General features: G+C 69.6%; 22 protein-coding genes and 1 tRNA gene. 13 read left to right on the top strand and 10 right to left on the bottom strand.

The window, feature by feature from the left end:
* Window positions 1–262: 262 nt before the first annotated feature.
* The 4 genes from IW249_RS08000 to IW249_RS07985 form a co-directional block, all read right to left on the bottom strand.
* The gene (locus IW249_RS08000; protein WP_196920162.1) at window positions 263–1,180 is read right to left on the bottom strand and encodes a hypothetical protein; all 918 of its coding nucleotides are present in this window, start codon (window positions 1,178–1,180) and stop codon (window positions 263–265) included.
* Window positions 1,177–1,458, bottom strand: coding sequence for a TauD/TfdA family dioxygenase (locus IW249_RS07995; protein ID WP_196920161.1), 282 nt, complete (start codon window positions 1,456–1,458; stop codon window positions 1,177–1,179). The genes IW249_RS08000 and IW249_RS07995 overlap by 4 nt, the downstream gene beginning before the upstream one ends.
* A gap of 423 nt (window positions 1,459–1,881) precedes the next feature.
* The gene (locus IW249_RS07990; protein WP_196920160.1) at window positions 1,882–2,433 is read right to left on the bottom strand and encodes a GNAT family N-acetyltransferase; all 552 of its coding nucleotides are present in this window, start codon (window positions 2,431–2,433) and stop codon (window positions 1,882–1,884) included.
* 14 nt (window positions 2,434–2,447) lie between these two features.
* The gene (locus tag IW249_RS07985; RefSeq protein ID WP_231392447.1) at window positions 2,448–3,731 is read right to left on the bottom strand and encodes an NsdA family TPR-like regulatory protein; all 1,284 of its coding nucleotides are present in this window, start codon (window positions 3,729–3,731) and stop codon (window positions 2,448–2,450) included.
* A gap of 435 nt (window positions 3,732–4,166) precedes the next feature.
* On the opposite strand from IW249_RS07985, the gene IW249_RS07980 reads away from it, so the two are divergent.
* The 6 genes from IW249_RS07980 to IW249_RS07955 all read left to right on the top strand — a co-directional run bounded on the left by IW249_RS07980 (window position 4,167) and on the right by IW249_RS07955 (window position 8,497).
* Window positions 4,167–4,379 (top strand): helix-turn-helix transcriptional regulator, encoded by a 213-nt coding sequence (locus tag IW249_RS07980; RefSeq protein ID WP_196920159.1) that lies wholly within the window; start codon window positions 4,167–4,169, stop codon window positions 4,377–4,379.
* 511 nt (window positions 4,380–4,890) lie between these two features.
* Complete coding sequence (locus tag IW249_RS07975; RefSeq protein ID WP_196920158.1) at window positions 4,891–5,313, top strand: hypothetical protein; 423 nt, start codon at window positions 4,891–4,893, stop codon at window positions 5,311–5,313.
* Window positions 5,310–5,543 (top strand): hypothetical protein, encoded by a 234-nt coding sequence (locus tag IW249_RS07970; RefSeq protein ID WP_196920157.1) that lies wholly within the window; start codon window positions 5,310–5,312, stop codon window positions 5,541–5,543. Before IW249_RS07975 ends, IW249_RS07970 begins: the two co-directional genes overlap by 4 nt.
* A complete protein-coding gene (locus IW249_RS07965; RefSeq protein WP_196920156.1) occupies window positions 5,540–7,036 on the top strand; it encodes a replication initiator in 1,497 nt (498 codons plus the stop codon). Before IW249_RS07970 ends, IW249_RS07965 begins: the two co-directional genes overlap by 4 nt.
* An 82-nt stretch (window positions 7,037–7,118) precedes the next feature.
* On the top strand, window positions 7,119–7,337 hold the full coding sequence (locus IW249_RS07960) for a helix-turn-helix domain-containing protein (protein ID WP_196920155.1): 219 nt from the start codon (window positions 7,119–7,121) through the stop codon (window positions 7,335–7,337).
* Window positions 7,334–8,497, top strand: coding sequence for a site-specific integrase (locus tag IW249_RS07955; RefSeq protein WP_196920154.1), 1,164 nt, complete (start codon window positions 7,334–7,336; stop codon window positions 8,495–8,497). The genes IW249_RS07960 and IW249_RS07955 overlap by 4 nt, the downstream gene beginning before the upstream one ends.
* Before the next feature lie 65 nt (window positions 8,498–8,562).
* Here the strand turns inward: IW249_RS07955 and IW249_RS07950 are convergent.
* Together IW249_RS07950 and IW249_RS07945 are read right to left on the bottom strand one after the other, a co-directional pair.
* Window positions 8,563–8,639, bottom strand: a tRNA-Pro gene (locus IW249_RS07950).
* A 219-nt stretch (window positions 8,640–8,858) separates the two neighbouring features.
* The gene (locus IW249_RS07945; RefSeq protein WP_196920153.1) at window positions 8,859–9,752 is read right to left on the bottom strand and encodes a metallophosphoesterase; all 894 of its coding nucleotides are present in this window, start codon (window positions 9,750–9,752) and stop codon (window positions 8,859–8,861) included.
* Window positions 9,753–9,777: 25 nt separating this feature from the next.
* Between IW249_RS07945 and IW249_RS07940 the strand changes: the two genes are divergently transcribed.
* The gene (locus IW249_RS07940) at window positions 9,778–10,233 is read left to right on the top strand and encodes a GatB/YqeY domain-containing protein (RefSeq protein WP_030328082.1); all 456 of its coding nucleotides are present in this window, start codon (window positions 9,778–9,780) and stop codon (window positions 10,231–10,233) included.
* Window positions 10,234–10,345: 112 nt separating this feature from the next.
* Here the strand turns inward: IW249_RS07940 and IW249_RS07935 are convergent, their stop codons facing one another.
* Window positions 10,346–12,790 (bottom strand): penicillin-binding protein, encoded by a 2,445-nt coding sequence (locus IW249_RS07935; protein ID WP_196920152.1) that lies wholly within the window; start codon window positions 12,788–12,790, stop codon window positions 10,346–10,348.
* A gap of 407 nt (window positions 12,791–13,197) precedes the next feature.
* Here IW249_RS07935 and IW249_RS07930 point away from each other — a divergent pair, with 407 nt between their 5' ends.
* A complete protein-coding gene (locus IW249_RS07930; protein WP_030489908.1) occupies window positions 13,198–13,518 on the top strand; it encodes a WhiB family transcriptional regulator in 321 nt (106 codons plus the stop codon).
* A gap of 6 nt (window positions 13,519–13,524) precedes the next feature.
* Here the strand turns inward: IW249_RS07930 and bagB are convergent, their stop codons facing one another.
* From bagB to IW249_RS35185, 3 genes are read right to left on the bottom strand one after another with little or no spacing between them, the layout of a single operon-like run.
* Window positions 13,525–14,676, bottom strand: a complete 1,152-nt coding sequence (gene bagB / locus IW249_RS07925; protein WP_196920151.1) for an ArsA family ATPase — start codon at window positions 14,674–14,676, stop codon at window positions 13,525–13,527.
* A 53-nt stretch (window positions 14,677–14,729) separates the two neighbouring features.
* The gene (gene bagA, locus IW249_RS07920; protein WP_196920150.1) at window positions 14,730–15,707 is read right to left on the bottom strand and encodes an ATPase BagA; all 978 of its coding nucleotides are present in this window, start codon (window positions 15,705–15,707) and stop codon (window positions 14,730–14,732) included.
* A gap of 26 nt (window positions 15,708–15,733) precedes the next feature.
* The gene (locus IW249_RS35185) at window positions 15,734–16,462 is read right to left on the bottom strand and encodes an Rv0361 family membrane protein (RefSeq protein ID WP_372433029.1); all 729 of its coding nucleotides are present in this window, start codon (window positions 16,460–16,462) and stop codon (window positions 15,734–15,736) included.
* Between the two features lie 443 nt (window positions 16,463–16,905).
* Here IW249_RS35185 and IW249_RS07910 point away from each other — a divergent pair, with 443 nt between their 5' ends.
* The 5 genes from IW249_RS07910 (at window position 16,906) to IW249_RS07890 (ending at window position 22,709) form a co-directional block, all read left to right on the top strand.
* Complete coding sequence (locus IW249_RS07910; RefSeq protein ID WP_196920148.1) at window positions 16,906–17,388, top strand: hypothetical protein; 483 nt, start codon at window positions 16,906–16,908, stop codon at window positions 17,386–17,388.
* A 44-nt stretch (window positions 17,389–17,432) separates the two neighbouring features.
* Window positions 17,433–17,588 carry a Sp36 family protein gene (gene sp36, locus IW249_RS07905; RefSeq protein WP_007466198.1) on the top strand — a complete coding sequence of 52 codons (156 nt, stop codon included), beginning with the start codon at window positions 17,433–17,435 and terminating at the stop codon, window positions 17,586–17,588.
* Between the two features lie 55 nt (window positions 17,589–17,643).
* Window positions 17,644–18,105, top strand: coding sequence for a RidA family protein (locus IW249_RS07900; RefSeq protein WP_112677298.1), 462 nt, complete (start codon window positions 17,644–17,646; stop codon window positions 18,103–18,105).
* 123 nt (window positions 18,106–18,228) lie between these two features.
* On the top strand, window positions 18,229–19,065 hold the full coding sequence (locus tag IW249_RS07895; protein WP_196920147.1) for an MBL fold metallo-hydrolase: 837 nt from the start codon (window positions 18,229–18,231) through the stop codon (window positions 19,063–19,065).
* Complete coding sequence (locus IW249_RS07890; protein WP_196920146.1) at window positions 19,062–22,709, top strand: adenylate/guanylate cyclase domain-containing protein; 3,648 nt, start codon at window positions 19,062–19,064, stop codon at window positions 22,707–22,709. The genes IW249_RS07895 and IW249_RS07890 overlap by 4 nt, the downstream gene beginning before the upstream one ends.
* The last annotated feature ends 2 nt before the right edge of the window (window positions 22,710–22,711 follow it).

Here is a 22,711-nt window from a genome sequence, read left to right as displayed (position 1 = left end):
CACCTGCCCGTGCATCGGCCACCATCACAGCCCCGGATCTGCCAACCACTCATGGCGGACCGGGGCTTCTTCGCATCCTCTTCGCGCCGCCGGCGGGGCTGCAACCGCCGGGGTGCCGCCGGGCGCTTGCGCCAGGGCGGCGGGGTCCCCGGTCGGTGGCCCGATCCGGGCCGGCCCCTGGTCGGCGGCGCGAGCGGCCTGCGAAGCGGGCCGCCTTGAACCCGTATAGAAAGTTCTCACCAGCCGAGGAAGGTCAAGCCCCCTAGTCATTGCCATATTCTTCGTCCATCATGTAATCGACATAGTCCCCGGAATCGGCAAACGTTGTGGGGAGGCCAGCTGCTTCAACTAGTTCCATTCCATCCAGCACGAGTCGGCATGTCTCGCAACTAAAGTGACTGGAAAGTACCGTCAGATCGACCCACGCTTCGTAGTATCCATCGACTATCTCTTCGGAGCGAACTTGACTACTTTCTATATCCTGACCTTCGAGGACTCCGATAGAAGCACACGCCGGGCAATTCTCGCTGGTACTGCGACTAAAGCCGAAGGCCAAGTCAGCCGTGTTGGCCCACTCTTTAGCAATTCTGGCAGGGAGATTCCCGGCCCGGAATTGGGCAAGTCGCTGCTTTGCCCGCTCAATCAACATCTCAACCCGGTGTTCCAGGTTTCTCTTGTTCTGGGCTAGATACCCTTCTACGTCCTGGGAGCGACCGTACCCGAGCAAATCTTCTAGCGTCTTGTCCTGAGCGTTTACCAATATCACCGCCTGAGCCCAATACCGAGGCCACCAGGCAGCCGGAGGAATCGGAGCAAACGCTGCAGAACCTCCGTGGAGGTACTCATTCCTGGCCCACGTGATCTGTTGGGCTTCCTTATCATTGAAGGGGCGGAAAGCCTTATGGCAGCGACTATATAGGGTATGCGCTTTAACGGAGGTGAAACGACCTTCACCCTCAATAAGACCGCTGGCGATCAAGAGATTCGTCCCGTCCTCAGTCGGCGACGCGATAAGGAGCGGCGAGACCCGAGCCAGTGCGGCCTTTGCAAGTAGTTCCAGTGCAAGCGATGCCCACAGGGCTTGCTCATCGAAAGTTCTCGGCTCCTCGTCCATGGCATGGTTGAGAAATAGCTTCGCCTTGAGCCAGAGCGCCTCTTCGCTGTAGTCAGCCGCTGTCACTTGCCCTCCCCCGTATAAAAGGCCACTCTTTGCAGGAGTCGATGTTCGTCGCCCTTCTCCACGGCTGCGCGCCCATGCAGAGCGACCCGGTTGTCAATGAGAAGCAACTGTTGATCCCCCGACCACTCGTGGCGATACGCGTCGTTGAGCGCCTCCCGAAGAAAATCTACGGTAAGACGTGCCCGCTCATCACAGGCCGCCATGCACCCTGGGTCGTAGCGCCAGCCACCCGAATAAGAGAAGGCAGCTGAGAGGAATCGATCCTTACCGCCGCTCACGACGAACAGCCCATCAGTTGCATATTGGGGGCGATTCGGCCACGGATAACCCGGATTAGTCAGCTCGGATGTGGGACTCCACAACATTGTCGGCGTTTCGCTAGGCCGTTCAGCCGCCAGAACAATAATGTTCGGAGTTCTCCTAAGGTGGGCTCCGTCCGTATGCAGTGGCTGAGCCTCAAGCCCGTATATAGAGCTAAGCGATTGCGGTCGAGCGTCTTCACTTTCAACCGGAACCAGCTCGGTGAGGGTGGGATCACCCTTGCGGGTCGCAACCTCTCGCCACTCAAGTCGAACGGCCGCCGTCCGGACAGCGTCAAGGGTTCCTGCGGCCGTCGCCCAACCCGATCTTCGCGCTTGTAGCCGCAGTTCAGCTAGGTCCACCGTTATGCCCTCTCCAGCGATGGGAGTTGGGGCAGCAGCCTAGTGGGCACCAGGTGTAGACGGCCACTCATAAGCGAGCAGGGAGTAGAGATCCGAGTCCCGCCACGCGCCATTGGTGAAGACGTGATCGCGGATTCGACCTTCGTACCGCATGCCAAGCCGCCTCGCGACAGCAGCGGATGCGGCGTTATCTGGTCCGATGGCTGCGGAGATGCGGTGTAAATCCAGTTCTCGGAAGCCGAAGTCGGTCAGCGTTCGTGCCGCGTCGGTCGCGTAGCCGTGGCCCCACTGCTCTGCGCGGATGGCGTATCCGAGCTTCGCGGCCTTAACACCGTCGAGGCCGAGTCGAGCGAAGCCGATCAGCTCATCCCCCGGCAGGGTCACCGCTAGGTAGTACTCGTTGCGAGGCTCCGTTTTAGCGCGAGCCACCGCTCCCTCGACCATGACAGTCGCGGCTTCAAGGTCCCGGCTGTCGAATGAGAGCCACTGGGTCACGCGCTCGTCGCCGACGAGGGCAAGAGAAGGGGCCGCGTCGTCGCTGCGGAACTCTCGCAGGATGACGGCGCGGCCCTTCAGCGTCACGGGGTACATGCCCCGATCTTGCCCTACCTGGGAAGTGCCTTCAGAGGCGTGCTGGTGAAGTCCTCGATCTGCTGGAGCAGGTCGCGTCCTTCGGCCGCCAGCCCGGCTAGGATGGCGGCCTGGTGCACCCGCTGCACGGAGTGAACGATCCCGTTGATGCGCTGGCTCGGCGGCAGGTCTAGCACCGGAGTGACGGCCTCGATGGCACCCTCCAGGTCACGGGCGGCGATCCGTGCGATCGCTAGGTCCGAGTGCGACCCGGCCTGGTCGCCGAAGGCCCAAGCGGGGTCGTTCGGGTTGGCGAAGGCGTTGACGGCGCGGGTCGAGAAGTCGACTGCCTGGTCTGCCTCGTTGGGTAGCCATGCGAGGGCGTCGGCGGCGTAGTAGAGCGTGCGAGGCTGGTTGAACGTGCAGATGCCGCCCAGCTCATCGACCTCGTCCGGCTCGACACGGTTCCACGCCTCTTCGGCTGCCCGAATCGCGCTGAGGGCCTTGGCGCTGTTGCCGAGTGCGGCATATCCACGGGCGGCGCTCACCGGCAACCACACGGAGGTCGTGCCGGCGGTGCCGGCGGCGATGTTCGTGCCCGCTTCGGCGAACCGAACGGCCTCGGCGTACCGGCCCGCCCAGTAGGCGACCATGGATTGAAGACCACGAAGCCAGGCTCTCAGCCCGTTGTGGTCGGCCTGATCGGCGCAGAGGACGGCGGTGCGGGCTTGCAGCATCGCGGCGTGTGGGTCGGCAAGGTCGTGAGAAGCCTTGGCGAGCAGTCCGCTCGTAACAGCGGTGAGGAAGTGCAGTTGCCGGGCCTGCTGCGGCGTCTGCCTCCGCTCCAGCAGGGCGAACAAGGTGTCTTGGGTTTCGACCATGTCGCCGAGCAGTTCGGTGAGTGGGCGCTGTGGATAAGCCAGCGCCAGCCGCTGGACGTCGTCGCGGAGTTGCTCGACCGCCTCCGGGGTAGTGCTCTCGGCGGCGAGGAGGGTGAAGCGACGGGCTCGTTCGGCTGCCATTCTGATCAGACTCCTTTCGTTGCCGGGTGACGGCAGCACCAATGAGCCGTCGTCGGTAGCCGGCTGGGCTATGGCAAGTTCCGGAGTCCAGGGCCGGAGAAGATCATCAAGCGGCATGCCGAACATCGCCTGTAGCGCTCGCCTCGTGGCCGGCGTCGCACCGGCAGAACCTCGCTCGCCTCTGGCTAGTCGACCAAGGTGACGAGCGCTGATCGCGGCGGGTTCGTCCAAGCGGAGGAAGGCGTCGGCCATCTCCTCGTAGGTGCGATCGCGCTGCTGGATGAAGTACTCCAGCATCGTTCGGGGTGTGCGGCGTGTGCTTGCCACCTGTTCCCCTCCTCGCTCTGGGCTCCTACGTCGACGGTCGCGCACTGCTATGGCTTCCTCAACGGATGTCCGCCAGTTGTCCGTCAGTTGTCCGTCAGAGGTCCCGGCCTGGACCTCGATAGGTCCTGGTCGATGACGCCACTCTCAGTGTGAGCCAAACAGGCACACCGTGACGAGCGAGTAGCGACGGGGAGGGCAGCGCCATGGCAAATTCTCTGCTGATGCCAGCGATCGCCATGATTGTCGGCACGACACTGCTGAGCTTGCAGATCTACATCATGATCCGCATCAACCACGGCGCTTCCCGCAATCGGCAGCAGCAGGTCCGGAGGCCGAGCGGCAGCGGGGCGAGGGGCAGTATTCGCTACAGCGCGGGTGCTGCCCCGTCCCGTATCCTCACCCGTGATGACACAGATGACGAACCCGCCCGCGCTGCCCAACGACTGGTGGACAGCGGCGGAATGCGCCGCCTATCTCGGAATCGCGCGGGGCACCTGGGCGGCCTACGTGGCCCGCGAGCAGGCTCCCGCTCCGGAGCGGATGTTCGGTCGATCGCCGGCTTGGCGGCCCCAGACGGTCAAGAGCTGGGCGGAGTCACGCCCCCGCCACGGCAAGTAGCTTCGATCCTTCCCTCTACAGCATCGGTGCTGTAAAGTCGGCCTCAATACAGCACCGGCGCTGTAGAGCACTCCAGTAGATGGCCCCAGCGGGCTGCCACCCGCTGAGGCCGGGCGCATCGGTCTACCTCGCGAAAGGACCACACGATGCTCTATCAGCCTACCCGCGTCCCTGCCCCATCGACCTCGGGTCTTCACCCCGTGGCGCGTGCCGCCGTCTCGCTCGTCTCCGAGCTTCCTGGCTTGCTCGCTGCTTCGACCCCTACTGAGGTTTCTGGACTGCCGCCCGCTGTCAACTCCGTCTCCTACCCCGAACCCGTCATCCGCGCCGACGCCTGCCCGAACCCCGCCAACCCGTACTGCTGCTGTGACTCGTGCTGCCCGCCTGAGCCTGTGCCGACCCCGCGTCGTAAGACGTGGCGTGGCGTTGCCGTCTGGGACGACGGCAGTCTCGCGGACCTGATGGTCCACCAGGCCCTGATGAACAGGCCATCGACCCAGCGGGACGCGCGATGATCGCGACGACGGTGCCGACCGCGAAGGTGCTGCACCTGCCGACCTCGACCCGCCCGGTGGAGTCGGCACCGACCGATCTCGGTTCTCTGACCGAGTGGGAGCTACAGGCGGTGTTCTTCGCCGCCGGTGCCCGCTGGGCCACCCACGGAAACCTGCCCTACGAGGACATGGCCCGTCTCGTGACGGACCAAATCACCACCCTCGGCTGGAACACGGTGCGGGACATCGGTGCCCGCATCCGGAACGCCCTGGACCGCTGCCAGTGGCGGGACTGGGAGGCGCTGCTTCCCGGCCTCGACAGCCGTGGTGACGCCATGTCGATCGCGGCCAAGTTCGTGCGGATGCACCGCCGGGCCACCCGCCCGGACGCCGCGTTGACCACGTGGCAGCAGGCCACCGCTTCGGAGGTGGCGGCATGAGTCCGCTGCGCCTGGCGCGTCTGTCCCGAGGTTGGGAACCTGTTCAGCTCATCGGCCGGATGAAGATCCTCGCCGAGCGCGACGGCATGACCCTGCCCAAGGTGTACCTGCTCGTGCGGCTGGTCTTCCTCTGGGAGAACCACCGCGCCCAGGTGCCCGGCTACTACGCCGCACTGCTCACCCGCATCTACGGTGAGCTACCCACGACCACCACGCGAGTCACCGCGTGACGGTCACCATCGAACCTGTGACCCCGGGCGGCATCCGTCGCCCGGGACCACAGCCGTTCGTCTCGGGTCGCCGTGCCGTTGACGCCGCCGACTTCGGCCGGCTCCGCGCCCAGGACCCGAACTACTTCGCGTGGCTGCACCACGTCCGCCCCGCCGCCGGCTGCACCCGACCCGTGCGCCTGACCGGCGAGTCGGCCACCATCAACCCCGCCACCGGGGAACTCCTCGCCTTGGCCTCGACCGAGGACATGCCCGACGGGCAGATCTACAAGCCGTGCGGCAACCGCCGCGCCGCCGTCTGCCCGTCCTGCGCCGAGGTCTACCGCCGCGACGCCTTCCACCTCATCCGCGCCGGCCTCATCGGCGGCAAAGGCATCCCCACCGCCGTCACCGCCCACCCCGCCGTCTTCGTGACGCTGACCGCTCCGAGCTTCGGCGCGGTCCACACCCGGCGCACCAGCAAGACCGGGCAGGCCATTCCGTGCCGTCCGCGCCGTGCTGAGGTGCTGTGCCCGCACGGGGTGGACCTGCGCTGCCAACGGCTGCACGCCGCCGATGAGAAGGCTCTCGGGACGCCGCTGTGCTTGGACTGCTACGACCACCACGCCCAGGTCGTGTTCAACAACCAGGCCGGGGAGCTGTGGCGGCGCACCACCATCGCGATCCGTCGCGAGCTGGCCAAGACCGCCCGAGCGTTCGGCCTCACCGCGGGCTCCTTGCGCCTGTCCTACGGCAAGGTCGCCGAGATGCAACGACGCGGCGTCGTGCACTACCACGTCATCATCCGCCTCGACGGCAACGAACCCGACTGCCCCGGCGCGATCGTCGCGCCCCCGGCTCCGCTCGGGCTGCTGGACCTGGTCGCCGCCGTCGAGCAGGCTGCCGCCTCCACCGCGTTCACCACCGACCCCCACCCCCACCAGCCCGCCGGCTGGTCGATCGGGTGGGGCGATGAGGGCAAGGGCCGTTACGCCGACATCCGCCCGGTCCGGCTGGCTGGCGACGGTGAGATCACCGATGGCATGGTTGCTGCCTACCTGGCGAAGTACGCCACGAAGAGCACCGAGGCCACCGGCCACGCCTCCGGCCGGCTCAACGGCGACATCATCGACCTGTATGCCAACCCCGACGGCACCCACACCGAACGACTCATCGACGCCGCCTGGACCCTCGGCGGCGCACCCGACTGGACCGGGCTGCGGCGGTGGGCACACATGCTCGGCTTCGGCGGCCACTTCCTCACCAAAAGCCGCCGCTACTCCGTCACCTTCCGCATCCTGCGCGACGCCCGCGTCATATGGCGCCGCACCGTCGAGCACGACCAGGACGCCGCCGAACACGACAGCGAAACCACCGTCGTCATCAACACCCTCGCCTACACCGGCTCCGGCTGGCTCACCACCGGCGACGCACTCCTAGCGAACACCGCCGCAGCCATGGCCCGCGAACGAGCAGAAGCCGGCCGCGAAGCGATGCGCGAACTCGTCGGCTGACACGTACGTGTCAACCAACCCACACGCCCTTGACACGTACGTGTCAAAAAACCGCCGCCCCAAGTAGGAAGGACCACCCCGTTTGACCGCACCCACGATCGACGCGCCGGGCAAGGCTCTCTACCGGATCACTGAGGCCATGCGACTGCTCAGCCTGTCGCGGACCGTGATCTACGAACAGATCCGCGCCGGCCGACTGCGCACCGTCCGACAGGGCCGGTCCCGTCTCGTCCCCGCCGCCGCGATTACCGCCTACGTCGACCTGCTCGAACACGAAGCCCAGAAAGGAGGCACCCGATGACCACACGCCGCGCCCGAGGTGAAGGCGGCCTGCACTGGGATGAGTCCCGGCAACGCTGGATCGCCACCATCACCGTCGGCTACACCCCGGCCGGCAAACGCATCGTGCGCAAAGGCAGCGGCAAGACCAAGACCGAAGCCCGCGCGAAACTGCGGGAGAAGATCCGCGACTACGAAGACGGGCTCGCCATCGCCGAGCACCACTACACCGTCACCGAAGCCGTCACCGACTGGCTGACCTACGGACTCAACGGCCGATCAGACCGCACCAAGACCAAGTGCGAGATCCTGTGCCGTACCCACATCATTCCGGCGTTGGGCGCTCGGAAGCTCCGCGAGCTTCGCGCCCAGGACGTCGACCGCTGGCTAGCCGACAAGGCCACCACCCTCAGCACTCGCACCCTTCGTGACCTCTACGGATGCCTCAACCGCTCGGTGAACCGAGCCATGGCCCGGGACAAGGTGAAGCGCAACGTCGTCGCGCTGTGCACCGTCCCGCGCGGCCAGGAGGGTCGCGCCTCCAAGTCCCTCACTTTGGACCAGGCGAAGGCCGTCCTCGGCGCGTCCGAGGGAACTCGCCTGCACGCCTATGTCGTGCTCTCGTTGCTGACCGGCGCGCGCACCGAAGAACTCCGCGCCCTGCGCTGGGGCCACGTTGACCTTGACGGCCAACTCGACATGGATCCGCCGCTACCGCCTTCGATCCAGGTGTGGCGCTCTGACCGGGACGGCGGCGATACCAAGACCCGCAAGTCCCGACGCACCCTCGCTCTACCTGCCCGGTGCGTCACCGCCTTGACTCATCACCGGGAACGCCAGGAACAGGAGCGCAAGACTGCCGGCAAGGACTGGCAGCCGCTTGGGGTGGTCTTCGCCTCGACTGTCGGCACTGCCCTCGATGCGGCCAACGTCCGCCGGGCCTTCCGCCGAGTTCTCGCCCTGGCTGGCCTTGATCCGGCTGCCTGGACACCTCGTGAGCTGCGGCACAGCTTTGTGTCGCTGCTGTCCGACAGCGGGGTGAGCCTGGAGGACATCGCCGACCTGTGCGGGCACTCCGGCACCACCGTCACCGAGCTGGTCTACCGTCACCAGCTTCGGCCGGTGCTGCTGCAAGGGGCGGCGGTCATGGATCGCATCTTCGCGCCGTCTGCTGAGGCGTAGTCACTCAGTTGGTCACCCAGGAAGCACTAGAGGGCACATCCATGGATCGGATGTGCCCTCTGACCTGGTCGGGGTGGCCGGATTCGAACCGACGACCTCTTCGTCCCGAACGAAGCGCGCTACCAAGCTGCGCCACACCCCGAGGCGTGCCGACAAATAGTAGCCCACCCGCCCGGATGGTCAAACTCGGTACCCCCGCCGCCCTGGCCCCGCCCGGGGTAGCCAAGATCCGCACAACTTCCGGGATGTTGCTGCCTCACGACGGGCCGAGGCAGCAACATCCCTGATGCTGCCCGGATCTTGAAGCGGAGCGGCGGCGGAGCGGCGGCGGGGTGGCGGTCAGGTGGCGGCGGGGTGGCGGTCAGCGGGGGATGAGGGTGAGGATGCTGGCTTCCGGGGGGCAGGCGAAGCGGACCGGGGCGGTCGGGTGGGTGCCGAGGCCGGCGGAGACGTGCAGCCAGGAGTCCGAGCCCGGCCACCGGTGCAGACCGCGCGCCATCGAGCGGGGCAGGCCACAGTTGGTCACCAGCGCCCCGAAGCCCGGTACGCAGACCTGACCACCGTGGGTGTGCCCTGCCAGCAGCAGCCCGAAGCCGTCCGCCGCCATCTGGTCGAGCACCCGTGGTTCGGGTGAGTGCGTCAGCGCGATGGATAGGTCCGCCGAGGACGACACCGCGCCGGCCACTGACGGGTAGTCGTCCCGGTCGATGTGCGGGTCGTCCACGCCGACCAGGTCGAGTTGTCGGCCGCCAGCCTTCAGCGTGGTCCGGGCGTTGTTGAGGTCCGCCCAGCCGGCGCCGGTGAAGACCTGACGCAGTTCCTCGTAGGGCAGCTCGACGCCTTCGGTGTACTCCCGGTCGGGCAGGAAGTAGGTGAAGGGGTTCTTCAGCACCGGCCCGGTGTAGTCGTTGGAGCCGAACACGAACGCGCCCGGGTAGTCCAGCAGCGGTTGCAGGGCCCGCAGCACCCCGGGCACCGCGCCCGGGTGCGCCATGTTGTCGCCGGTCACCACCACCAGGTCGGGGTCGAGGGCGGCCAGCGACGCCACCCAGCGCTGCTTGCGCGCCTGGTCGGGCATCATGTGCAGGTCCGACAGGTGCAGCACGCGCAGCGGCTCCGCGTCGGCCGGGAGCACCGGCACGTCGTACCGCCGCAGGGTGAACATGTTGCGCTCGACGAGCGACGCGTACGCGAGGGTGGCCGCGCCGATCGTGGCGGTTCCGGCGGCGAGCCGGAATAGTGTGCGCTTTCGCATGGCGTTCAGGGTAGTTTGACCGTCCATGAGCACGCTGAAGGACCGCCTCACTGCCGACATGCGTTCCGCGCTCAAGGCGCGCGACGAGCTGACCACCTCCACGCTGCGGATGGCCCTGGCCGCCGTTGGCACCGCCGAGGTCGCCGGCAAGGCCAAGCGCGAGCTCACCGATGACGAGGTGCTCGCGGTGCTGACCAAGGAAGCCAAGAAGCGTCGGGAGGCGGCGACCGCCTTCGCCGACGCCGGCCGCGCCGAGCAGGCCGCGAAGGAGAGCGCCGAGGGTGAGGTGCTGGACCGCTACCTGCCCAAGCAGCTCTCGGACGCCGAGCTGACCGAACTGGTGTCGGGGGCGCTCGCCGCGGGCGGCTTCACCGGCAAGGCCCAGATGGGCCCGGCGATGAAGGCGGCCCAGGCTGCGGTGGCGGGCCAGGCCGAGGGTGGCCGGGTGGCCGCCGAGGTACGCCGACAGCTCGGTCTCTGACTCAGCGGGTCAGCGGCGCGCAGGACGTTGCGCTGCCGCTCGCTGGTCCCGGACAGACGAAACGGGCGGGCACCCGAGGAGGGTGCCCGCCCGTTGTGTCCTACCGGTCGGCTCAGCCGTTCGGACGGCCGTTGCCGGGTCGTCCGGGTTGGTTGCCGGGTTGGCCGCCCGGAGTGCCGTTGGTGTTGCCCGGCGTACCGCCGCCGCTGCTGACCTGGATGGTGACCACGCCACCCTTGATGGTGCGTCCGTCCGGGCTGGTGCCGGCCGCCTCGCCCGCCTTGCAGGAGGACGGCACCTTGGCGCTGGAGACGACGGGCTCGAAGCCGGCGCCCTTGAGTCGGGACTTCGCGGCGTCCACCGAAACGCACTTCACGTTGGGGATGCTGCGCTGGTCACCCTCGGAGATCTTCTGGCCCGGCGGCTCGAACTTGATCCGCGGTTTGCCCTTCATGGCATCCCGCAGCGTCTCGTACACCGGCGGGTTGATGCCGTCCTTCTCCTTGTGCTTCATCTTGACGTTCGTCTGCGGCCAGTCCGGGTCGGCCATGATGCCGGCCACCGAGTACTGCTTGGTCATGGCGACCAGGGCGGCCGTCTTCTCCGAGTCGGTGGTGCCGGACTTACCGGCCACCGGCGCGTCGACGATGCTCTTCACGACGCCGGCCGTGCGGCTGCCACCGCACTTGCTGGTGCTGGAGTTGTCGCCGACCGGGCAGCGGGCGGCGTCGACGGCGGCCCGGGCCACCTCGGTGCTGAACCGCTTCTCACACCGCGGGTTGGCGATGTCCAGCTTGTTGCCCTCCGGGTCCCGGATCTCCTGCACCGGGATCGGCTCGCAGTACTTGCCGTCCGCCGCGAGGGTCGCGTACGCGTTGGCCAGGTCGAGCGGCGTGGTGGAGGAGACACCCAGGGTGAAGGCGCCCCACTGGTGGGCGGCTTCCTTGGTCGCGGCGAACTTGGCGTCGTTGCTCGCCCGGAACTGGATGCCGGCGCGTCGGGCGGCGTCGACGACGTTCTCCGCACCGACCTGCTGCTGGAGCGGCACGAAGTAGGTGTTTACCGACTGGGCGAAAGCGCTCCACATGTTCTGCACGCCGCCGGGCTTCAGGTTCGAGTTGGTCGGGCAGTAGAAGTGGGTGCCCTTGCAGGCCGCCGGGCTGCTGCTGTCGATGATGTATTCCGACTTGAACTGCTGCGGAGCGTTCATCGAGTAGCTGAGCGGGATGCCCTTCTCCAGCGCGGCGACGATGCTGAAGATCTTGAACGTCGAGCCGGCCTGGTAGCCGGTGATGCCGTTGCCGCCGGTGAGCAACGGGTTGACCGTCGCCGGGTAGTTGCCCCGGATCTTCTTCCTGCTCTTCGCGGGATCGCTGGAGATCTTGTTCTTCGGGTTCTTCGGGTCGTCGAGCTTGAACTGCCGGTTGACCGCGAGCGCCCGCACCCGGCCGGTGCCCGGCTCGACCACGGCGACCATTGCCGCTTCCTTGCTGTTGATGCTCTTGGCCTTACGGACCGCCTTGTCCGCGCCGCGCTGTGCCTGGACGTCGATCGAGGTCACGACGGTGTATCCGCCGCTCTTCAGCCGGCGCTCCCGGTCGTACGTGGTCTTGCCGAACGTCTCCTGCTCCATCCACCAGCGGTAGAAGTAGTCGCAGAAGAAGCCCCACTCGTTGACGTTGGCGGCGACGCAGCCGTTCGGGGTGCGCTTGTCCTTCACCACCAGCTTGGTCGCCTTGGCGGCGTCCGCCTCCTGCTGGGTGATGGCCTTGATGTCGACCATGTTCTGGATGACGTAGTCGCGACGGTCCTTGGCGAGCGGGTAACCGGCCTCGGTGGTCGGGTCGTTCGTCGTCGGCGCCTTGACCATGCCGGCCAGCAACGCCGCTTCCTCGATCTTCAGCTTGCTCGGCGGCTTACCGAAGTAGACCTGGCTGGCGGCGTAGATGCCGTACGCGCCGTTGCCGAACGAGGCGAGGTTGAGGTAGCGGGTGAGGATCTCGTCCTTGGAGAATTCCTTGTCGACCTGGAGGGCCAGCCGCATCTCGCGGAGCTTGCGGGCGCTGGTGTCCTCGGTCGCCGCGACGACGTCGGCCGGGTGGGTGGCCGAGTAGGCGATGGCCAGCCGGACGTACTGCATGGTCAGCGTCGAGGCGCCCTGCCGGCCGGAGCCTTCGCTCTGGTTGTTGACGAACGCGCGGGCGACACCGTTGATGTCGACGCCGTTGTGCTTGTAGAAGTCATGGTCCTCGGCCGCGATGATGGCCTTCTGCATGGGCACCGAGATGTCGGCGAGCTTCACGTCCCGTCGGTTCTCGTCGTACATCGTCGCGAGCGGTGTCTTGCCGTCCGATGCCAGCAGGTAGCTGATCTGTGGCGCGCGGGCCACCGTCAGCTCCGTGGGCAGGGCACCGAATGTCTCGGCGCCGGCCTTCGCGGCCAGGCCGGACATCGCTACCGCGGGGAAGGCCGCCGCAGCGACCACCACGCCGGCCAGCAGGCCACACACGAGTAGCGATGCGGCGTTGGTCAGCACATTGTGGTCACGTTTCCGCATCCAGGTCACCTCGACAGGGTACGCGAGTAGGGAACGAGGGGCGCTGGGGCGTTCTTTCCCCATTTCCTGCGCGCGCTGCCCTCGTTGTGCTAAACGCACGACCCCCGGTACTTGGTTGCGTGTGACCCGGCGTGAGTCTCCTCCGATTTGGTGAGGCGGCGCAGCGTTATCGCCGAGCTCGGCGGGGTAACCGGCGGTCGAAGGCCCGGGAAGCCGGGAGTGTCCGGAATGATGGATTTCGTCGACAACGTTGCGTAATCAGTCGACTACAGAGCATGATGGGGGCGGCGACAGCGCCACATGTCGTCCGCGCCGCCTTGGGGAAGGCAGGCCGGGCGATCGGGGGGAATTGCCGGCTGGCGTGCATCGACGAGGTCGGTAGGTACTGCAAGGGGGGACGTGTACACATGGGCATGATCACTGACTGGCCGTCGCAGGCGGCATGTCAGAACGGGGACCCGGACGCGTTGTTCGTACAGGGCGCCGAACAGAACGTGGCGAAGCGGATCTGCCGGAGCTGCCCAGTTCGGTACGAGTGCCTGGCCGACGCGCTGGACAACCGGATCGAGTTCGGTGTGTGGGGCGGCATGACCGAACGCGAACGGCGGGCGCTCCTGCGTCGTCACCCGCAGGTGACGAGCTGGCGCAAGATGTTCGAGGCCGCGATGAAGAAGAACAGCAAGGACAAGGCTGGCAAGGACAAGATTCTCGTCAGCGCGGCCAACTGACGCCGGTCACTGCCGGCTGATCGCCGCGCCGATCGTCCGTAGCCCGTCGACGTCGTGCACGTCGGCGGGCTGCGCCGTAACCGAAACCGCCGGCACGGCCGGGAACGCCTCGGTGAAGCGCGCGGCGACCTGCTGCTCGCGTACCGCCTGGCGGGCCAGCGTCGCGTGCGCCCGCAGCACGTCGGCGGTGGCCTCATGCCCACCCAGCTCGGTCAGCCGCTCGGCGGCGACCCGGCTCTGCTCGGCGTCCAGCTCCGGAACCGCCGGGCGGTGCACCCGGTTGAGCACCAGGCCGGCCAGCGGCATCCGCTCGTCCCGCAGCCGGCCCGCGAAGTAGGCGGCCTCCCGGACCGCGTCCGGCTCCGGCGTCGCGACCAGCAGGAAGGCCGTCTCCCGCGCCTGCAGGATGCGGTACGTCTGCTCGGCGCGCTGCCGGAAACCACCGAACATCGAGTCCAGTGCCGCCACGAAGCCGGACAGGTCGGTGAGCAGTTGCGCGCCGAGCACCTTCTGCACCACCTTCGAGAACATCCCGAACGAGGCCGTGACCAGGCTGAACATGCTCCGGCCGCCACTGCGCGCCGGGGCCAGCAGCAGTCGCAGCATCCGGCCGTCGAGGAAACGGGAGAGTCGAGCCGGCGCGTCCAGGAAGTCCAGTGCCGAGCGGGACGGTGGCGTGTCCACCACGATCAGGTCCCACTCGCCCCGGGCATGCAGCTGACCCAGCTTCTCCATCGCCATGTATTCCTGTGTGCCGGCGAAGGTCGAGCTCATCGCCTGGTAGAACGGGTTCGCGAAGATCTCCGCGGCCTTCGTCGGGTCGGTGTGCTGCAACACCACGTCGTCGAAGGTGCGCTTCATGTCCAGCATCATGGCGTGCAACTCGCCGCCGCTGCTCTCGACGTCGATGCCCTTGACCTGGCGAGGCGTGTTGTCCAGCTCGGTCAGGCCCAGCGACTGGGCCAGCCGGCGGGCCGGGTCGATGGTGAGCACCACAGTTCGCCGACCGTGGTGCTCGGCGGCCCGCAGCGCCAGCGCCGCGGCCGTGGTCGTCTTTCCCACTCCGCCGGCACCGCAGCACACGACGATCCGCACGCCTGGGTCGGCGAGGATCTGGTCGACGTCCAGCTGCGGCGCCGCGTCTTCGGAAGGCACCAATCGAGCGTATCGGGCCGGTGGGTCCGCGCGCCCGTGCTGCGCTCAGGTGTGAGTCATTCGGCGCGAACGAGGGCCTGGGCCAGCGCCGAGAGCCCCGCCCGGTCCACCCCGTCGGGCAGCAACGGCAGCTCGATCATCGGCAGCCCCAACTCCACCAGGTCGGCGCGGAGCGAATCCTCCAGTTCGCGCCGGATGAGCTGGTCACGTGCCTCGTCGTGCAACCCGGCCACGATGTCCCGATCGGCCGGCAGCCCGGCCGCGACCAGCCCGCGCTCCAACTCAGCGGTGGTGACCGCCGGTCCGGCGGGCAGCGGGGCTCGGACCCCGTTGACGAGCACCTTCCCGACGCCGAAGCCGAGGGCGGTCAGGTCGGCGATCGCGTCCACCGTCTCCTGGATCGGCATCTCCTCCAGCAGCGTCACCACGTGCACAGCAGTCATCGGGGACCGCAGCAACGCGGCGACCCCCTCGCTCTGGGTCTTGATCGGGCCGACCTTGGCCAGCCGGGCGGTCTCCGCAGTCACGTTGAGGAACCGGCCGATCCGCCCGGTCGGCGGGGCGTCCAGCACCACAGCGTCGTACGCGCGCCGCTGCCCGGTGGTGCGGGTGGTGGCCTCCTTCACCTTGCCGGTGAGCAGGACGTCCCGCAGGCCGGGGGCGATGGTGGTGGCGAAGTCGATGGCACCCAGCTTGCGCAGTGCCCGGCCCGCCGCGCCCAGTTTGTAGAACATGTCCAGGTACTCGAGCAGCGCCTCCTCAGCGTCCACCGCGAGCGCGCGCACCTCACCGCCGTCCGGCGCGTCGGCGAGGTGCCGTTCCTCGTAGGGCAGCGGGTCGATGCCGAACAGTTGGGCGATGCCCTGCCGCCCCTCGACCTCGACCAGCAGGGTGCGCCGGCCACCGGCGGCGAGCGCCAGGGCCAGCGCCGCCGCCACGCTGGTCTTACCGGTGCCGCCCTTGCCGGTCACCACGTGGAGACGGGCGGGCCATCCGGTACCGGCCGGGTCGATCGGGCGCTCAGCTGCACACACCCGTCGAGCCTATCCAGGCGTGGCGGTCAGGCGACCTCGCAGACCCACCAACCCGTCTTCTGCACCACAGTGAATCGCAACTCCTGGTCGGCGACCTTCTCGTCGGCGGTGGTCATGGTGAGCCGGGTGGAGACGGTGGCCCGGTCCCCGGTCTGGTTGTCCACCTTCGGGGTGGTCCACCGGAAACGCGGGTTCTGGTACGTGGAGGCGTACTTCCCCACCTCGGCCACCTTCGCGGCGATCTTGTCGTCGTCGCGGGAGGCGGCGCAGACCCTACCGGCCGCCGCCGTCGCGTCGCGGTCCTTGTAGACCGCTGTGAGGAACTCGTCGACGGCGATCGCCGGCTCCTTGGCGCCCTGGCCGGTCTCGGCGTCGCGCAGGGTCAGGAAGGCCACCACACCGCCACCCACGCAGAGCACCATGATCACGATCAGGGCGATCGCCGCGATCAGCAGGCCGCGCTTCTTCTTCGGTTCGGGGGAGCCCTGGTAGGGCGGGTAGGCCGGCGGGGCCGGAGGGATCGACGAGGGGTTCGGGGCGCCCGGCTGCGTCGGCGTGGCGGCCGAGGTGCTGCCGCCGGACCCTTCCGGCTGCCCGGCACCGCCGGGCTGCCCGGGAAACGCCGACTGCCCGGGGCCGGTCGACTGCCCGGGGAAGGCCGGTGGGCTGGGGGCGGCGGGGAGCGCCGGCTGGGCGGGGGAGGCGGGAAGAGCGAGCTGCCCGGGCGGCGGGGCGGGGGTTGGCTGGCTGGGGATGGCCGGCACGCCGGACTGGCCCGCGGGATCCGGGTGGGCCGGCGGGTGAGCGGGTGTGCCGGCCTGGTCGCCGCTGGGCGGGTGGGTCATGTCGTTCCCCCAGGGGTGCGGCGCCCGCCGCCACCCCTGGCGCCGAGCGTGATCGAGCGGGCGGCCGGGCGCAGCGCGACCGTCCGACCGGAAGGGTAGCGGTCGATGACCGGGTAGGTATCGCCCCTGCCGGCCGGGAGGCCCGGCGATCCGGTGAGTGGTACCGGCGTCGGTTCCGGTGTCGGGCCCCCGACCTGCGGTGTGTCGCATATGTGACTGTTGGTGACCTGTTGTGCGCGTCCTGTTGGCGGGACTGCGGCCACAGACCTACCTTCGTCCCGGTGCGGGGGCCGGAACGGACGAATGGGTCCGGGCCGGAAGCATGGTCCGAGAGGTACGACCGGAGGCAGTGCATGCGCGACGCGGACAACATCCCTCGCACCCAGTTCCCGACGAACGACCGGCCCCGCCGGCCCGGGTCCGTGGTCGAGCCCGGCGGGCAGGTCACCAACCAGCCGATCAACGAACGGTCGTACCGCCGGATGCCGGAGCAGTCGGAGACGGCCCGGGTGCCGAGCCAGCCCGCCGAGCGGACCCGCGAGGACGACGAGCCGGGCTTCGTGATCCACCTGCCGATCCGGGTGCCGAATCTGGCGGCGGCGACAGTGCTGGCCGGGCGGGTGGCGGTGTCCCTGGGCTTCCTGCCCGAGTTGGACGCCGGCGAGACCACCGTGTCCGACGCCGACGACCAGAACAACCGGCACCGGGTCTTCTGTGACCTGCTGCTGCCCGACCGGTCCCGCTGCCCCCAGGGGTACGAGCACGAAGGGCGCTGCGGGGAGCTGCCGGCCGCGCCGGAGCAGCGTCCCGTACCTCGTCCGGGCAGCGGACCGTAGGCTGTCCCTCGAACAATTCCGCACCGAGAGGGAGCCCTTCAGCGATGCAGAAGTGGGAATACTCCACGGTCCCGCTGCTGGTCCACGCGACCAAGCAGATCCTCGACAACTGGGGCGAGGACGGGTGGGAGCTCGTCGCCGTGGTCCCCGGCCCGAATCCGGACCAGCTGGTCGCCTACCTGAAGCGGCCGAAGGCGTGAGCGCGAGGAGTGCAGCGAAGCGGAGCCCCGCAGTCGCGAACCACGAGGTGGCGCGGTGAGCAACGGTCCGCACGCGAAACTCGCCGAGCTCGGTCTCGACCTGCCCGAGGTCGTACCGCCGGTGGCCAGCTACGTCCCGGCCGTGCAGTCCGGGCAACACGTGTACGTTTCCGGCCAGCTGCCGATGGCCGAGGGCAAGCTGCTCGCGACCGGCAAGGTCGGCGCCGGGATCTCCGCCGACCAGGCGAAGGATCTGGCCCAGCGCTGCGCGCTCAACGCGCTGGCCGCTGTCGACTCGCTGGTCGGCCTGGAGAACGTGGTCAAGGTGGTCAAGGTGACCGGTTTCGTGGCCTCCGCGCCCGGCTTCACCGGTCAGCCCGCCGTGATCAACGGTGCCTCCGACCTCTTCGGCACCGTCTTCGGGGAGGCCGGCCGCCACGCGCGCAGCGCGGTGGGCGTGGCCGAGTTGCCCCTCGACGCCCCGGTGGAGATCGAGCTGATCGTCGAGGTCGCCTGACCCGTCCCCATCGCCCCGCGATCTTGCACTTCCGCCCCGGACGAAAGCCCTGAACGGGGATGAATCAGGGGCCGCAAGTGCAAGATCGTGGGGTGTGGCGGGCGGGGTCGTACGATCGCAGCCATGAGCGGGCACGTAACGGGGGCGGTGGCGGCGCTTGCCGACGAGTTACCCCGCTGGGTTTCACTGCTGCGTGCGCCGAACCCGGGGCCGATGACCCTCGACGGCACCAACACCTGGGTACTGCGCGCCCCGGCAGCCGAGTACGCCATCGTGGTCGACCCGGGGCCGGCGGACGAGGGGCACCTGACCCGGATCGCCGAGCACGGCCCGATCGGGCTGATCCTGATCACCCACGGCCACCCCGACCACACCAAGGGCGCCGCCCGCCTGAGCGAGCTGCTCGGCGGGACGCCCGTCCGCGCCGTCGACCCGGCGCACACCATCGGTGCCGAGCCGCTGACCGGGCCGGGCGAGGGCTTCGGTGACCTCGGTCTGCACATCAGTCTGTTGCCAACGCCGGGGCACACCGCCGACTCCGTCTGCTTCCTGGTCGGGCACGACGACGAGCGGGTGGTGCTCACCGGTGACACCATCCTCGGCCGGGGCACCACAGTCGTCGCCCACCCCGACGGGCACCTGGGTGACTACCTGACCAGCCTCGAGCTGCTGTCCGCGTACCGGGGGATTCCGGCGCTGCCCGGACACGGCCCGGCGCTGGCCGACTGCGCCGCCGCCGCCGATTTCTACCTCGCCCACCGCCGGGCCCGGCTCGACCAGGTCCGGGCGGCGGTCGCCGCCGGCGCCCACACCCCCGCCGACGTGGTGGCGACGGTCTACGCGGACGTGGACCGCTCACTCTGGTGGGCGGCGGAATGGTCGGTCCGTGCCCAGCTCGAGTATCTGGGCGTCGACACCGGGGAATCCGCGCCCGGGGTCAGTGGGTTGGAGCACATGTGACCTGCCCCGTGTGTGGAACCGTTGCCGTTCCCGGCGCGCGGTTCTGCCACAACTGTGGCGCCGCGCTGCCGGCCGCCGCCACGTTGCCGGCGGCCGAGCGCCGGGTGGTCACCGTGCTCTTCGGTGACCTCTCCGAGTTCACCTCCTGGTCGGAGGACCTCGACCCGGAACGCGTCGGCGCGGTCACCGACCGGGTGCTCGCCGCCCTCGCCGGTGCGGTGAAGACGTTCGGCGGGCACGTCGACAAGCTGACCGGTGACGGCATCATGGCGGTCTTCGGCGCCCCGGTTGCGCACGAGGACGACGCCGAACGCGCCGTCCGGGCCGCCCTGTCCATGCAGCGGGCCGTCCGCCGGGTGCTCGACGACGAGCGGGGCGGCGGCGCGCCGCTCGGGCTGCGGGTCGGGCTGAACACCGGCGACGTCATCGCGGGCATCCAGGCCGCCATCGAATACACGGTCATCGGCGACACTGTGAACACCGCGGCCCGACTGGCCGACGCCGCCGCGGTCGGGGCCGTCTACGCCGGGGGGCGCACCGCCGCGGCCACGCGGCACGTCTCCTCCTGGCGGGCGCTGCGCCCGCTGCGGCTCAAGGGCAAGCGTGAACCGGTCGAGGCGTACGAGCTGCTGGGTCTGCTGGACGCGCCGGGCACCCGCTCGGGGCTCGGCGACGAGGCGCCGTACGTCGGCCGGGAGACGGAGATCGGTCGGGTCGCCGGCCGGCTCGCCGAGGTGATCGACCAGGGCGACCCGCGGGTGCTGCTGATGACCGCCGAGGCGGGCATCGGCAAGTCCCGGTTCGCCGCCGAGGTGGAACGCCTCGCCGCCGGGTACGACGTCGGCGCTGGCCGGTACGCGGCGCACACCGGGGCCCGGGTGCTCTCGGTGCGCTGTGCCGCGTTCGGTGAGCGGCGACGGCTCGCGCCCCTGGCCGACCTGGTGCGGGCCGCCGTCGGGCTGCCCAGCGACGCGTCCACCGCGCTGACCCGCCCGGCGGTGGAGGAGCGGCTGCGCCGGCTCGGGCAGCGGCTCGCCCGCTCGGGTGCGGAGACCGCGCCGATCGCCACGGAACAGCTGCTCGCCCTGCTCGGCTACGCCGAACTCCCGGCGCACGGCGGCACCGACAGCGGCGAGTGGGGCGGCTCGGGCACTCCGGCCGCGGATGCCGAGGTGGTGCCGAACGCGGTCGCCGACCTGCTCAGCGGGCTCGCCTCGGAGGCGCCGCTGGTGATCGTGGTGGACGACCTGCACGATGCCACCGCCGAGACGATCAGTGCCCTCGGATTGACCCTGTCCAGGCTCACCGGCCCGGTGCTGGTGCTGCTGCTCGGCCGCCCCGAGTTGGTGCGTACCGCTGGCGCGCTGACCCGGGTCGCGGACGCCGAGGTGCATTCGCTGCCGCCGCTGCGCGGTGCCGACGCGGCCCGGCTGCTCACGAGTTACCTCGGCGGCGGCAAGCTGCCGCAGGCCGACACCGACCGGTTGCTCGCGACCGCGCAGGGCAATCCGTTCTACCTGGCTGAGCTGGTCACCCTGCTTATCGAACGCGGGGCGCTCACCACCGAATCAGTGCGCGGTGCCGCCTCGACCCGTGGTGCCGCGGTGGATCGGTCCGGCTCCGCCGAGCGGGAGCAGAGCGGGCAGGCCGGTTGGCGGTTGGTACCGGGTTCGCTGGGAAGCCGGCTGCTCTCCCGGGACCTCGCCGCCGTGCTGGCGGCCCGCATCGACGCCCTGCCGCCGGACGCCCGGTCGGTGCTGCGCGACGCGGCGGTCACCGGAGACACGGTGCCGATCGGCGCGCTGGAGGCGATGCGGGAGCAGCGGAGCGGTCGTGACGGCCGGCCGTCCGCAGTGGTCGCCGTCGAGCTCGACCGGGCGGTCGAGGAGTTGCTGCAACGCCGCATGCTGCACCGTTCGCGTGCCGGCTACTCGTTCGCGACACCGCTCATGCGGGAGGCCGCGTACGCCGGGGTGAGCAAGGCCGAGTTGGCCGAGCGGCACGCCGCGTTGGCCCGCTGGGCGGCGCCGGTGGACGAGACCACGGCCGGCACTGTGGGCGGGTTCACCGACGAGGCCCGGGACGACTTCGTGGCGACGCACGTCGAGCGGGCCGCCAGGCTCGCCGACGCGGTGAAGCTGCGCCCGGACGCGCCGGCCCGGGCGGTGGTTCCGCTGGGCGTCGCCGCGCTCGGCCGGGCCGCCCGCCGGTCGCTCTCCGCCGGCGAGCCGGCGATGGCCGTGGAGTACGCCGAGCGCGCCACCGAACTGGCCCGCGACGGGGTGCCGGCAGCCGATCGGGTGGTGCACGCGCGGGCGTTGCTCCAGGTCGGCCGGGTCACCGACGCGTTGGCGTACGCCGAGAAGATCGCCGCGAACGCGGGGGACGAGGTCACCCGGGTCAGCGCCCTGCTGCTGGCGGGGCAGGCCCAGGAGACCCTCGGCGACCAGGGTCGGGCGGTGACCGCCTGGCAGGAGGCGTTGCAGGTGGCCACCGAGGGGCGGCTGCCCACGCAGCGCGCCACGGCGATGCGCCGGCTTGGCATGGCCGACTTCGTGGCGGGGCGGCTGAGTCAGGCGAGCAGCCGGTTGGCGGCCGCGTACCAGGTCAGCCTCGGCGCGCAGGACCGACGCGGGCAGGCGTGGTCCCTGCAGAACCTGGCCTGGGTGACCACCACCCGGGGCGACTTCGCCGGCACCGACGCGGTGCTCGGCCGGGCGGCCCGGCTCTTCGCCGAGTTGAAGGACCCGTACGGCCGGGCCTGGCTGCGCGGCACCACGGCGTTCGCCCGGCTGCTCGCCGGCCGACTGCGCGAGGCGTGTCGGATGGCGCAGGTGTTCCTGCCGTTCGGCGAGCGGGTCGGTGAGGCGTGGGCGGTGGGAACGTTGCGCGCGGTGGCGGCGTTCGCCACCGCCGAACTGGGTGACCTGGCCGAGGCGGACCGGGAGGCCAGGCGGGCGTACCGGGAGTTCGCCGCCGCCTCCGACGACTGGGGCCGCGGGTTCGCCCTGGTGGTCCGGGCGGTGGTGGCGCGCGGGTTGGGCGAGCCGGAGCACGCGGCGGACCTGCTCACCGACGCCCTGGCGTACGCGGAGCGCACCTCGCATCCGCTGCTCACCGGGATGGCCGGCACACTGCGCGGCTTCGTCGCGTTGGACATGGGTGACTGCGAGACGGCCGAGCGGGTGGCCCGCGCGGTGCTGACCGCTGTGGAGCCGCACAATCCGCAGGCCCCGGCGCAGGTGGCGCCCCGGGTGTTGCTGGCGACGGCCCGTCTCGCCGCCGGCGACTCGGCGACAGCGGTCGGGCTGCTCGCCCCAGTGGCGACGGCCGCCGCGAACGCGCCGTCGCTGCTCTTCTCCCGCCGCCAGACAATGGCCCAGTACGCTGCGGCGCTGCTCGCGCACGGTCAGCGGGAGCAGGCGTTGGACTGGGCCCGCCGAGCGGTCACCGCACCGGCCGAGGACGTGCGCAGCCAGGTGATCGCGGCGAGTGTGCTGGCCGAGGCGTTGGCCGCCTGTGGGCGTCCGGCGGAGGCGGTGTCCTGCGCGGAGGAGGCGGTCCGTCTGGCGTACGCCACCGAGCAGCGCAGCGAACGCGCGGCAGCCGACGCCCTCCGCGCCCGCCTGACCGCCCTGGTCTAACG

It is taken from the genome of Micromonospora vinacea (assembly GCF_015751785.1).
In the GTDB taxonomy this organism is placed as follows: Bacteria; Actinomycetota; Actinomycetes; order Mycobacteriales; family Micromonosporaceae; genus Micromonospora; species Micromonospora vinacea.
The sequence above is the reverse complement of the archived record's forward strand: the minus strand, read 5'-3'. Positions and strand labels throughout refer to the sequence as shown.